Here is a 12,718-nt window from a genome sequence, read left to right as displayed (position 1 = left end):
ACCCTCGGGGAGGAGTCGAGAGCTGTTCTCCGGTCCCTGGGATATGCCTCGATTGCTGCCGGCGCATTGGGGATTGCTGCCTTTGTGCTGTTGGCTGCTGTGTCGAAGTTTTCGGCACACGGAGGACTTCCGATTGCATCTGTTTGCATTATGCTCATAGGTTGGGGGTTAATGAAGGGAAGCAAAGGGGCTTATTGACCCCAATGCATCAATTTACTATTAGTCGGAGTTACGCAATAGGTCACTCTTCACCCAACTCATGATCCACAGCAATATTGACCCCTGTACTAGCGGTTGTGGGCCTACCCTTGAGTAGTGGACACCCGAACTAGCGGGACTGCCGTCCCGCACGAGAGGATGTCACCATGACCGAGAAGAAGAACCCGGGCTCCCGATCCCGGAGAACCTTCAGCCCTGAATTCAAACAGGAGGTAGCTCGGCTCGTCATCGACACCGGCCGCACCGTCGCCGAAGTCTCCCGCGAACTCAACGTCGGAGCCCAGACGCTCGGAAAGTGGGTCGCCGCACAACGTGCCGAGGCCGCCGACGAACCCACCGGCGAACTGAACCTTGACGAGCGCGGGCGAACTTAAGCAACTGCGCCGTGAACTCGCCGACATGAAGAAGGACAACGAGTTCCTGGGAAAAGCAGCCTTGGATTCAAATCGTCAAGGCAACACTTGCTCTTTTCTGGTTGCGTGATCGTGTTGGGCCTCAAGTGGCGTTCGGAAGCCCAAGCACTTCCGTGGTCGAGTGTTGAGCTCGTAAGCGATCTTGTCGAGGTCTGACTGCTCGTAGGCCCCGAGGTCGGTCTTCTTCGGCAAATACTGTCGCGTCAATCCGTTGCTGTTCTCGTTCGTGCCCCGCTGCCAAGGACTACGCGGATCGGCGAAGAACACCTCGACTCCCGTGGACTGACTGATGGCTTCATGCTCGGCCAGCTCCATGCCCCGATCCCATGTCAGAGTGCTCAGCGGACCTCGGGTCTGGTCGTGGTCGTTGAAACGGTTGATCAGTTGGTCTTTGACACATGCGGCTCTTCGGCTGGGTGTGGCGACGAGATCGAGGACCCGGGTGACACGGTCGACGAGAGTCGCGACCTGAGTGGTGTTCGGCCCCAGGATGAGATCGCCCTCCCAATGGCCAGCTTCGGCACGCTCATTGGCCGCTTGTGGTCGGTCTGCGATGGGGCGAGCATTCTTGATCGTCGATCGCCACTGTCCACGAGTGGTGTAGTGCTTTCCATGCCGGATGGGCCGGTTCCGACGCAGATTATGGTGAATATTGTGGGGCAGGACCTTCCTACCCGAGTTGAGGTAAACGCTGCGATAGATCGCCTCTGGACTGATGTGCATGCGCCGATTGCCAGGGTAGTCGCGATGGAGACGTCCGCTGATCTGTTCTGGCGACCAGCAGTGGCCCAACCGCGCGGACACGTAGTTGCACAGAACAGGGTTCTTCTGCAGCTTCAATCGTTGAGGCCGGCGCCGTCGCCGCTGTGCACGATCGTTGGCATCAACGGCCCGATAGGCTTTCTGTCCCTTGTTGCGCCTGATTTCGCGGCTGATCGTCGATGGTGACCGGCCCAGGCTTTCCGCGATGTTGCGGATGGACCGGCCCGCAGCGATGCCGCGGGAGATTTCTTCGCGATCGATCAGCGTCAGTGATTCAGGTCGAGGGTGCGGGGTTGGGTAGTAGATGCCGCCGCGGGGTTTGAGGATGGAGAATACTGATCCCGGCGGTACTCCGACACTGCGTGAGATGTGGCTGAAGGAGTGGCCTGCCTTCCACAGTTCCCAGACTCTACGGCGTTCGTGTTCGGGTAGACCTGGTCGCCCGAGCTTCGCCATGTTTGCCTCCTGTCGATCAGGGTGTTGCACTCACGGTTTGAGTCTAACGCGGCCTTCTTCGCGGCCAAGCATCAACCGACGAACGGTATGAACTGATGGCTGCTGAGAAGGCGAACTTCGAGGTCAAGCGGATGGCACGACTGCTGGGCGTCTCCCGGTCCGGGTACTACGCCTGGGTCAAGCGACAGGCCGGCTCGCCGTCAGCACGACGAGCCGCCCGCGAGGTGCTCGACACCAAGGTACGAACGGTGTTCCAGGAGTCTGACGACGTGTACGGCGCGATCCGGGTGACCGCTCAGCTTGCCCGTGAAGGCACCACCGTGGACAAGAAGACCGTGGCGGCGTCCATGGCCCGTCAGAGCCTCGAGGGCATCAGTCCCAAACGGTTCACCCCGGTGACGACCATCAATGGACTGGACCCCTACAAGATCCCTGACCTGGTCACACGGCAGTGGGATACCGGGCGGCTCAATGCCGTCTGGATATCGGACATCACCTATCTTCGCACCGGTGAAGGATGGTTGTACCTCGCAGCGATCACCGATGCGCACTCGCGGCGGATCCTGGGCTGGGCGATGGACTCACGCATGGGGACGTTCCTGGTCGAGCGTGCTCTTCGCATGGCGCATACGCTGCGCGGGGAAGTGCCCGATGACCTGGTGTTCCATGCCGACCGAGGCAGTGAATTCACCAGCAATGCCATGTTCGCGGTGTGTCAGGATCTGAAGATGCGGCAATCGATGGGCCGTACAGGCGTGTGCTGGGACAACGCGATGGCAGAAAGCGTGTGGGCAACGCTGAAGACTTCAATTTTACGACCGACGCAAGTGGCCCACCCGGGCCGAAGCCACACAAGCGGTGGCGAACTGGATTGAGTCACGGTACAATCGGCGGCGTCTGCACTCCGCGCTTGGCTACGTCCCACCGGTCGAGTTCGAAATGAATCTTGTCGTTGAACCTGCTGTTGAGGAACTCAACGCCGCTTAATTACCTGTCCACGATTTGCGGGTCAGCCCAGTTGAACATCGCAAGGACAGGGGTCAATATTGGTATTGACGGGCTCGGGGTGTGTCTGCTCCTGGATGTTCTCTCGTTCTACCTGACTTGGCTCAATTTAGTGTACAGTCCCCGGCCCATGGCGCCTGATTTCGTTCATGAGTTCGGATAGTTCAGGCGGCAACGGCACCGCAGCAACCGCCTCGTGCCCGCCGACATTGATGTGCATCTCTCGGTAACCACGCAGTTGTTGCACTATTCTCTTCAGCGAACACCCCGTCACCGACTCCAACCATCGCCCTACCGCCATCGCGGACATGACCACTGTCAGGTGGGCATCAATCGAAGCTTTGAGCGTATGGAATACCGGGCGGGCTCGAAGATCCGACTTCGCCATCCGAAACGATCGCTCGATCTGAAACAGTCGTCGGTGAGTGGCCCCGATGATCTCCATCGGATCATCATTAACCCTGCTGGTCACATAGGCCTTTATCCCCGCGAGCTCCCGATGCTGACTGGCCAGCTCCAGGTTCACCTGCTTGGTCGTTTTCCCCATCTTCACGTACCGGTTGCGTTTGACCGCGGTCTTGCCTGACGCGATGTCCTTGGCTTTGCGCAGCGACTCGTCGATGCCTTTGACGGCTCTTCGCGATACGGAGTGCATAGCTGAGGGGTGGGGCCGATGCGGTGTGGCACAACATATAGAGGCCCTGGCCGGTACAAGATGAGAGTTACCACACCTTCATCTGACCGAACCAGGACCCTACAATGCACACTACTGGCAACCTCGTCGCCGACACTTTTCACGCCGCACCGGAAGAAATCGGATTGACCATCACTGACGCCGCGGACGCCGGCCCGTTCACCGTCATCGACGTCGCCCAGGTGGCCGTCGACGACCGGTGTCCTGGCTGCAAACATCCGGGTGTGTTGCGAGATCACGTCACTCGGCAGCTGGTGGACCTGCCGGTCGTCGGCTTCCCGACGCGACTCCACGTCCGTGTCCCGCGGTTCACCTGCGCCAACGATGCCTGCAGCCGCAAGATCTTCCTGGCTTCACTGGGTTGTGCTGACGATGGGTCGAAACTGACCCACCGGGTGAATCGCTGGATCCTGCAACGCCTGGCCATCGACCGCATGAGTGTCTCAGCCACTGCGAAAGCCTTGGGCGTCGGGTGGCAGTTGGTCAACAAGATCGCGGTGCAGGCGGTCCGCAACCTCGTCTACGACTCCGGCGATCACCTGGCTGACGTGCGGATACTCGGTGTCGATGAGCACGTGTGGAAACACACCCGCCGGCCGGGCGAGCCCTCCTCGATGGTCACGGTGCTGGTGGATCTGACCCCGCTGGTCGATGGGCGCGGGCCGGCGCGGTTGATCGATATGCGCCCCGGACGAAAGTGCCGAGGTTCTACGAACCTGGCTCAACGAGCGTGACCCTGGTTTCCGCGAGCGTGTGGAGGTCGTCACGATGGACGGCTTCGCCGGCTACGCCACCGCCGTGGACCACGCCTTACCAGCGGCGACGAAGGTGATGGACCCGTTCCATGTGGTGCACCTGGCAGCCGAGAAGCTCACCGGGTGTCGGCAGCGCCTGCAACGAGAGACGACGGGTCGGCGTGGACGCAAGGATGACCCGTTGTACAAGCACCGCCGGAGCTTGATGACCAGGACGAACTATCTGACCGAGCGGCAGAAACAGCGGCTGGATCTGCTGTGGGCCACCGACGATGACTACGTCGCTTTGCAGGTCACCTGGGGCTTCTACCAGGATCTCATTGCCGCGTACGGCCATCCGGACAAGTCACGGGGCAAGAAGTTGATGGCCGGGTTGATCGACACGCTGCGTAAGGGCTTGCCGAAGGGGTTGGAGGAGTTGGCGCAGTTCGGGCGTACGTTGTGGCGTCGTCGGGCCGATATCCTGGCGTATTTCGACGTCGGAGCGTCGAACGGGCCCGTCGAAGCCGTCAACGGGAGGCTGGAGCACCTGCGCGGCATTGCACTGGGGTTCCGAAATCTGGACCACTACATCTTGAGGTCGCTGATCCACTCCGGGCAACTCCGCGACCGGATCAACGCACTGTGAATCGCGAAGAGCCAGAAAACCCTTGTTGGTGACACTGATTCTTCGGGAGTTATCGAGACACTTTACTGGAAACGTATTTCCATAATACTTTCTCTGCGTTCCATAGATATTTTGGCGATGGTGGAATTACTGTCAGGCTTACGTAGTAGCGACATAGGCTGAATCCGAGAAACGTGCCCAGGCTGAGACCAAAATAGGCCAGAAGTGATGTTTCTGTAAATGCGCACAGAAAGATGGGGATGAAGAGGGAGATCGAAAAGTTGAAGAATGTAGCCTCGGCGATTTGTCGACCTATGGGGCAGTCTGAAGATTTCTCGACTATCAATAGTACGACTGATAGTCCAATTGCATACACTGCGACAGTGATTATCCCCCATATCTTCAGGTCCTCCATTGGAATTCCGCCTATCTTATCATTCGCGTTCTCGAGGATATTCGACTTTCTCCAGAAAAGGCTGGCCTACCTCGAAGTGCCTTGTCGGAGCAGGTCCACCAACCCAGTCGTCGAAGAAATTCATCTTCGGTACATCGCCTGGGTTATTACGTCGAGACCTCTTTTTCCTGGCCCAGATGATGAGCACAATCACTGGGGACAGTGTCATCAGCGTGCCCAACAGTGCTATTAGCAGTGAGTCCATTGTGGCCATTCTTTAGGGGATCGGTAATTCTGCGATCTGATTGCCGAGCGGAATATCCATCGGTCCACCGCTGACTCGCGTCGGGCGGTGAACCGGTGGTGGCAGGGGCGCGCTACTGAGGAGTCTCGACCACGGTGAAGCCGTCGAGGGTCTCCTCCTTGGTCTCTGCGTAGTGCTCGGCGTCTGGGTCGGACTGCTGCACGGTCAGCGCTGCGGTGGTGTAGCCATCATCGGAGGGGACGGAGATGGCGAGGAGCGTTGCGGGGACTTCACCCTGCGGGGAGCTGAAGATGTAGTCGACGCGCTGGCTGGTGAACCCACAGATGGTGGAGGGGGCTTCCTCCTGAATGGATCCGTCCTTGGCCACCTGGTCGAGCCCGAGGTCGATCTCACCGACAGGTGCCGGCGTCTGCTCCGCGGTGATGACGGCTGATGAGAAGCTCTCCTGGGATTCAGCGTGTGCGATTCCCAGGCGGACGATTTCGCTGTCCATGGCCGTGTTCCTCTCCCAACCATCGGGGAGGGGGATGGCGAAGGTCGGCTCGCCGGGGTTTTGATTGGCTTCGATCATCTCACCCTCGGAGGCGGGGCAGTCCTCGGGGTCACCTGCGGCGGACGGTGTCGCGGAGGTCGTGGTCTCGGTCGCCGTGTCGCCTGCTGGATCGGCCGCTACATCGGTCGCGACCGCGGTGTCGGAAGCTTCGGTGTCGGCGCCGCAGGCGGTGAGTGCGAAGGAGGCGATGCTGATGGAGCACAGCGCGCTGGCGAGGTTTTTCTTGTTCACTGTTGAGTCCTCGTTAAAGATTGTATTGTGTGGCATTCGAACTAATGAGGCTCTTGTGGCCGCATCACGGCGGGAACACTACCGCAATCTACTTAATAGATCTATCAAGTAGCGATAAAGGTAGCGGGGCGTAAGGCTCATGGTGTCTGGTGTCGTGGCGGCAGGGACATCTCGTGGAAAGACCAGACCGCTCGTGGATCTCGGGGAGACTGTCCGGACCAATCGATCAGGCCTTCCTCGCTGAGTGCCTTGAGTGCTCGTTGGATAGCGGGCCGGTTGATGGACAAGATCTCCACGATCTCGCCGGTCCCCATCGGGGAGCGGGACTCCCGGAGGGTGGCCAGGACCTCTTCCGCGTGGCGGGGCAGCCTTTCCATGGTCGTAGCGTCCACTGCCTGCTCTGCTCGCAGGATCAGCGTCACGGTGCCGTTCGTCTGCCGGTACTCGGGATCTGTGAATCCTCCGGCCCGCATTTCGTCGTAGATGCGCCTGATGCCTTCGCCCAGTTCCTGGCCGACACCGAGGTCGATGGCGACCCTGGCGATCAGTGGATTTCGGGCGAACCGGGCGATGGACAGCGGGGTCCTCGGGTCGGCGAGTCCTGGGAACCTGCCTGGGCTGGTGATTTCTATGCGGTCCGGGTACAACTCGACGCGGATATGATCCCCGGCCAGGCTGTAGGACCGGTGCAGTGTTGCATTGACTAGGCCCTCGAGCCAAGCGTCCTCTGGCAGGGTCGATTGCCACACGAAGGTGCCGGTGTCGTCGAGGCGTCGGCGACGGGGAAGGAGCCTGCGGATGGTGCTCGAAGCCTCCTTGATCATCGAGGGGATGGTGCCTTCGATGCGAATGTCCTCGATGATGTTCTGTCGACGGCCTGTCTCCCGCCGGGGGCTCTCGAACTGGAGAACCCTGATGAGGGCATTCGGGAAGAACTCCTGAGGGTCGGTACCGAAGAGGAGTTCCGCGGCTACTGTCACCTCGCCCTTCCTGGTCAGAAGGTGTCGACCCTTCAACGCGGACATGGCGTCACGTGCGCCGATTGTTTCGGCATAGGCCTCAGTGGCTCGGGTGTCGAGAACCTCCATACCGGTTCCATTGCTGCCGCCGTTGTCTCGGACCGGTTGCGAGTCGTATTGTCTCTCCCCCTTGCTGTAGCGAAGCTCAAGCTGGTCATCGAAGTTGAGCTTCATCGATTGGTCGCCGATTCGCAGGTAGCAGTTCCCGTCTTTCGCCTCGTGCACTCGTTCACTGGCGGGTACGTCAAGGAGGCAGACCTGCGCGGGCTCCCCCGACTCGGTGGTGCAATCCAGGAGGGAGACCTCGTAGCGGACGGTCGGACTGATCTGCTCAACCCCTACCTGGCGGAACTGGTTGAGCTGGTCGGCCGTCGGCTTCCCCTCGAGTTTTCCGTTGTGGATGCCGAGGGCCACCGTCCCGCCGTCGGAGTTGGCGAAGGCGATGATTGCTTTGGCGAGGTCCTTGGCCTGGGTCCGGAAGCTCTTGCGGTCGAACCACTGGTTCTCGGGTGAGTGGACGACTGAGCTGCAGTTCCAGGCGGGCGTGGTCATGCGGCTCATAGTACCTCGATCTACTTGATAGATCTATCAAGTAGCTATCAAGTAGAACTGTCGTCGCAGGTCACGGTGGGTGTCTACTTGTCATCCGACCTATCAAGTAGCTATCAAGTAGCCATCACGTAGGTGGCGTGCCCCGATGCTCAGGCTGCTTGACGGGGATCTGCCCGCAGGCGGTGGCGACGAGGCAGGCGAGGAATAGCAGCTGCACCGTCCAGGAGTATCCGGCGTAATCACCGCTGCCCCACGGGGAGCGGATCATCAGTGCCGTAGCGATCCCGCCCAGCACCATCGCCAGTACCGTCGGACGGCTCACCCACCGCACGGCCCGGCGCACAGTGGGCCACTTTCCGGACGCTGGCAGGCGGTTGACCAGGGCCGGGCCCGCCAGGCTGACGGCCATGGTCGCCGCGGCCACGCCCACTCCCGCCACGCCGCCGAGTACGGCCGAAAGCGCCAGCACACCGGTACCGACCAGAAGACCACGGGCCAGGGAGTGCGGGCCACCCGACAGGGTCTCGGTGGAGACCGAGACATCACCGGTGGTGCTCGCCGCAGGGCTGTCATTAACGCTGGTCCGGGAGCCGTGCCGCCGTGTCGTCCACAGCGCGGTCACCCACCCCAGCAGCAGCACCAAAGCCCCGAGCAGGCCGGCACCCAACCATCGCTGGTAGGTGTCGGTGGCGGTGAAGTGCACGTCGAGAGCGGCGGTGATCTCCTCATCGCTCATGTCGTCGGCCAGCCCGGCGGGGACCACCCAGCCCTGCTGCCAGCCATTCACCGTTACCGAATCCAGCGCAGTGCCGTCGAGCTCGGCGGCGCGGCCGTCGTTGACGGCGGTGGAGGTCACCACGACCCGGTCGCCGGGCGCGCCGGACGCTGCGCTGTCGCCGGACGCCGCAGCGTCCTGCGTCGTGGCCCCGTCCTGCGTATTCAGGGCGATCCATCGGTCCCGGCTGCGGATCTCGTGCTCGCCGGCGTCGAGTTCCACGGTGTCCCCGCAGGCCACCGTGACACCGTCGATGCTGCTCGCGGTGTCTTCCCCGGCAGCACAGCGGTCGGAGTCCACCTGCACGGTCACCGGTGCGTCGGCGTCCGGCACGGTGATGATGCGGCGCAGTTCGAACTCGTAAATCTCCTGGCCCAGCACCCACCGGTCGGGAACGCCAGCACCGGTATCGCCGGCAGGGACAACGACGTCGCGGCGCGGCGTCACGTCCTGCCCGCTGGCCATCTCGGTCAGGGCGATCTCCCCGAGCCCCGGATCGCCCCACGAGCCGACGATGCGCAGTTCCACCCGGTCGGCCTCCCCGCTGGGCAGCACCAGCGGACGGTCGGAGTCGCTGGCCTCGCGGTAGCCGGGAATGAGCATCGTCGTCGAAGCCACAGTGTCCCCGTCGAGGTACGTGGTGGCCTGCACCCGCACCGGGCTCCCGGCGGCGCGGGCCTCCAAGGACATCTGCGACACCGGGCGGGCCAGGTCGAGGGTCAGCGTCTGGTTGATCGGTGAGCCGGTGCCCGGACGCCACGCGGTCTCGGTGACCCCGTCGACCGCGGCGGACGGCCCGGAGTACGCCTGCGCCCCGCCGAGCGACGTCGGGTCGGACGCCGAGGAACTCGCCGTGATCCGCCCATTGCTCTCGCGGACCTGCGTGAGCTCGGAATCGTCGAGGCCGGTGGGGTAGTCGCGGGCGGGGTTGCGGGTGTCGCGCGCATCGTCGACGGAGCGGATATCGGACTCCGCGCCGACGACGTTGCCGTAGTTGTGCTCGCGCAGAGTCGGGGTGTCGGTCACCGTGTCCACGGACCGGTCGGCGTCCGCCGAATCGTCCGGCAGATCCTGGCGCAGGATCCGGTCGCGCGGGGAACGTCCGGCCGCGGCGTCGGCCGCCGCCAGGCGCGGCAGCACCTCCGGACCACCGGCGGTGACCTCCAGGTCCCCGGCGTCGACCACACGCGGGCCGGATGCAGCGGCGCCTGTGCCGCCTGTACCGTCCACCCGGAAGATTCTGATGTCGCCGTCGTCACCTCCGTCGCCGAAGTCGGCGACCTCGCTGAAACCGTCGGACGCTGCGGAGTCGGTGAGCGTGCGCAGGACGGCCCGGGCACCGGGAGTGTCCGCGGTACGCGCCAGGTCGGTGCGCACCAGCACGAAGCCCACACCCTGCTGCGCCATCGCGTCCGCCAGCGCCGGGTTCGCCCCGGACGCACCCTCGGCGACGACCTCGCGCTGCAGGCCGTCCAGCCCACGGATCGCCTCCGGCGGCACCAACGGCACCGCATCGCGCACTACCCAGGGCACGTCCAGCAGCGCCTGAGCAGGCTCGTCGCGGGTGTTTCCCCAGGTCTGACGGGCGGTGCGGGCCTCGGGGAGGATCATCGTGCGCGAGTCGGCCGCCCCGTTGGCCGGGTCGTTGAGCCAGTCCGCGGCCTGCTGCCAGTACCCCGGGACCTGCCGGAAACCGTCCTCCGGCACCAGGCGTCCGGTCCACGCCGGCGCGCACGCCACCGCCACCACCAGCGCCGTCGCCGTGCATGCCACCACCGGCCGGTTGTGCTCCGGACGCAGCCATGCCGCACGCTCGCGCGGGACGTTCAGCCCGCCGAGCAGGTGGGCGAACCCCGCGATCAACGGCAGGTGGACCAGGGCGTCGAACTTGTGCAGGTTGCGCAGCGGCGCACCCGCCCCGTCCAGGAACCCCTGGACATCCCCGGCGACCGGGGAGAAGGGGGAGGCCGCCATGCCGAACACCAGCACGCCGGCGCCGAGCATCAGCAGCCACGTGCCGGCGAAGGGCATCGGACGCGAAGGACGCGAACGGGTGGCGCCGCGTGCCAGACCCGCGAGCCCCAGCAGCGCCACGGCCAACGTCGCGGCAACGAAGATCGCCTCGGTGGCCAGCGCGAAACCCGCCTCACGCTCGGTCGACAGGAACGCCGTCCAACTGGTGGTGCCGCGCAGCACCTCGCCCAGGTTGAACCAGTGTGTGGTCAGGCCCGCGGCCTCGATGTAGTCGGTGAACGGCGGGGAGTAACGGCCCAGGATCAGCAGCGGGCCGACCCACCAGAAGCAGGCGAGGACACCAGCGGGAATCCACCAGACGGCGAAACGCCAGGCCGTCCGGCGGCGCACCGCGGCCCCCGCGCCGCCGGCGAACACCCCCTGCGCCAGCCACCACAGCACCGCCGGCACCACCGCGGCCAGCGTGGCTACCGCGTTGACCGCCCCCAGACACAGCACCGCCACACCCGAGCCGAGCGCTGCGGTGGCGACCCGCCGGGTCGTCGGACGGGGGCCCGCCGCCAGGATCCGCACCACCGGAAGCATGATCCACGGCACCAGCGCCACCGTCCACGCCTCCGAGGAGATCGCCCCCAGCGTGGTCAGGATGCGCGGGCTCAACGCGAAGAGTACGGCCGCCACCAGGCGCGATAGGCGCGATCCGGTGGCGGTGGCCTCCAGGAGTTTGAGTGCACCGGCGAAGGCGAGGAACAGCAGCAGCGCCCACCACAACCGCTGCGTCAGCCAGTCGGGCAGGGGATCCAGCAGGGCGAAGAACAGTCCCTGGGGGAAGAGGTAGCCGTAGGCCTGGTTCTGTAACTGGCCTAGTGGGAAGACGTCCGTCCACGGCGACAGCGCCTGCGAGAGAAAACCCCACGGGTCGGCCGTGAGGTCGTGTTTGGTGTCGGCGACGGTCAGCCCCGGTCCTTGGAGCAGGGCCACCACCAGCCAGAGGAGGCCGGCGAGACCCCAGCCGCGGCGGGAGAGCGTCACACCTGTCAGTTTCCCCGTCAGTATCGTCGTTATCGTCCGGCGACCGCTAGCGGCGCTCGCCGTACTGGATGGAACCCATCACCGCGTCGTCCACCGCGATCTGGTTCGACGGCAGGTCGGAGGAGTCCGCGATGCTGCCGGCGAACAGTGCCGCGGCACCACCGAGCACGACGCCGACGACGGCGGAGGCAACGGCGGGGCCGAGCGTGCGGCGGGGCTGGGAGTCAGTCTCGGTCGGCATGGGTTATCCCGTCAGTGGATCGGAGGCGTGTGTGGGGCGGCGGCGATATTCACCAGATGATACTACCTGGTCGTCGCGTCGCCCGAACCCGCGTCGGAGGCCGTGTCGGCGGAGTCTGCCGTGTCAGCGCCGGCACCGGCGCCGGCCTCGTCCTCGTCGTCGACCGGCGGCACGATGAGCACCGGGCGTCCGGCGTGCTTGACCAGGCTGTCGGACACGCTGGACTGCAGCAGCGAGCGCCACCCGCTCAGCGCGCGGGAACCGGCCACGATGATGCTCACGTCGAGCTCACGGGCGGCGTCCACGATCGCCGACCAAATCGCCGTCGCGGACTCCACCAGGAAGGGCTCGGTGGTGAAACCCTGCGCCTCGGCGAGGGAGACGCCCTCGCGGCAGATCGCCACCGCGTCGGAGTAGGCGGGGTCCTCGGTGTCATCGGTGACCGAGGACCAGTCGTGCTGCATCATGCCGCTCATCCCGGCGGTGCGCGCCGCCTGACGGTGGATCGGCTCCCAGACGGTAAGGATGTAGATGTTGCGGGTCGACAGGAAGCGCCCGGCGTACTCGATCGCCCCGCGGGCCTCGTCGGAGCCGTCGAAGGCGATAAGTACGGTGTCGCCCTCGAACGACCCGAGCGTGCCGACTGTCTCTGTGCTGGATTCGCTAGCCATGGCCCCGAGCGTAGTACGGTCGGGGTGCGATATGGCGGCACGGTGTAAAGAATCCGTAAATTCCCTGGCAAATGCTTCGCCGTGCCCCCGACCTGACGAT

7 protein-coding genes and 3 pseudogenes are annotated in these 12,718 nt (G+C 64.0%); 3 read left to right on the top strand and 7 right to left on the bottom strand.

All coding sequences use genetic code 11. From position 1 onward, the window contains the following. The first annotated feature begins 365 nt into the window (after positions 1–365). Positions 366–593 carry a transposase gene (locus ACT3SZ_RS10505; protein ID WP_444618491.1) on the top strand — a complete coding sequence of 76 codons (228 nt, stop codon included), beginning with the start codon at positions 366–368 and terminating at the stop codon, positions 591–593. Between the two features lie 75 nt (positions 594–668). On the opposite strand, the gene ACT3SZ_RS10500 is transcribed toward ACT3SZ_RS10505, so the two are convergent. After that, complete coding sequence (locus tag ACT3SZ_RS10500; RefSeq protein ID WP_444618490.1) at positions 669–1,850, bottom strand: IS30 family transposase; 1,182 nt, start codon at positions 1,848–1,850, stop codon at positions 669–671. A 53-nt stretch (positions 1,851–1,903) separates the two neighbouring features. Here ACT3SZ_RS10500 and ACT3SZ_RS10495 point away from each other — a divergent pair. Then, a pseudogene (locus tag ACT3SZ_RS10495) lies at positions 1,904–2,837 on the top strand (IS3 family transposase); the annotation flags it as partial. A gap of 127 nt (positions 2,838–2,964) precedes the next feature. On the opposite strand, the pseudogene ACT3SZ_RS10490 reads toward ACT3SZ_RS10495, so the two are convergent. Next, a pseudogene (locus ACT3SZ_RS10490) lies at positions 2,965–3,498 on the bottom strand (IS1634 family transposase); the annotation flags it as partial. Positions 3,499–3,614: 116 nt separating this feature from the next. Between ACT3SZ_RS10490 and ACT3SZ_RS10485 the strand changes: the two are divergent. Then, positions 3,615–4,932: pseudogene (locus ACT3SZ_RS10485) on the top strand (ISL3 family transposase). 750 nt (positions 4,933–5,682) lie between these two features. Here the strand turns inward: ACT3SZ_RS10485 and ACT3SZ_RS10480 are convergent. The 5 genes from ACT3SZ_RS10480 to ACT3SZ_RS10460 all read right to left on the bottom strand — a co-directional run bounded on the left by ACT3SZ_RS10480 (position 5,683) and on the right by ACT3SZ_RS10460 (position 12,618). Beyond that, positions 5,683–6,354 (bottom strand): hypothetical protein, encoded by a 672-nt coding sequence (locus ACT3SZ_RS10480; RefSeq protein WP_444618489.1) that lies wholly within the window; start codon positions 6,352–6,354, stop codon positions 5,683–5,685. 137 nt (positions 6,355–6,491) lie between these two features. Then, positions 6,492–7,925 (bottom strand): ATP-binding protein, encoded by a 1,434-nt coding sequence (locus ACT3SZ_RS10475; RefSeq protein WP_444618488.1) that lies wholly within the window; start codon positions 7,923–7,925, stop codon positions 6,492–6,494. Between the two features lie 124 nt (positions 7,926–8,049). Beyond that, on the bottom strand, positions 8,050–11,706 hold the full coding sequence (locus tag ACT3SZ_RS10470; RefSeq protein WP_444618487.1) for an alpha-(1->3)-arabinofuranosyltransferase domain-containing protein: 3,657 nt from the start codon (positions 11,704–11,706) through the stop codon (positions 8,050–8,052). 46 nt (positions 11,707–11,752) lie between these two features. Continuing rightward, entirely contained in the window at positions 11,753–11,947 is a 195-nt protein-coding gene (locus ACT3SZ_RS10465) for a DUF2613 domain-containing protein (protein ID WP_301442583.1), read from the bottom strand. A gap of 62 nt (positions 11,948–12,009) precedes the next feature. Continuing rightward, positions 12,010–12,618 (bottom strand): universal stress protein, encoded by a 609-nt coding sequence (locus tag ACT3SZ_RS10460; protein ID WP_444618486.1) that lies wholly within the window; start codon positions 12,616–12,618, stop codon positions 12,010–12,012. Positions 12,619–12,718 lie beyond the last annotated feature (100 nt).

The sequence above is a fragment of the Corynebacterium sp. AOP40-9SA-29 genome, assembly GCF_052377405.1.
Classification (GTDB): Bacteria; Actinomycetota; Actinomycetes; order Mycobacteriales; family Mycobacteriaceae; genus Corynebacterium.
Note: the sequence above shows the minus strand (reverse complement) of the source record. Positions and strands in the feature narration are given on the sequence as shown.

Coding starts and splice junctions, on each gene's coding strand:
- ACT3SZ_RS10475 (WP_444618488.1), bottom strand. CDS start 7,925: ATGACCACGCCCGCCTGGAACTGCAGCTCAGTCGTCCACTCACCCGAG.
- ACT3SZ_RS10460 (WP_444618486.1), bottom strand. CDS start 12,618: ATGGCTAGCGAATCCAGCACAGAGACAGTCGGCACGCTCGGGTCGTTC.
- ACT3SZ_RS10465 (WP_301442583.1), bottom strand. CDS start 11,947: ATGCCGACCGAGACTGACTCCCAGCCCCGCCGCACGCTCGGCCCCGCC.
- ACT3SZ_RS10500 (WP_444618490.1), bottom strand. CDS start 1,850: ATGGCGAAGCTCGGGCGACCAGGTCTACCCGAACACGAACGCCGTAGA.
- ACT3SZ_RS10505 (WP_444618491.1), top strand. CDS start 366: ATGACCGAGAAGAAGAACCCGGGCTCCCGATCCCGGAGAACCTTCAGC.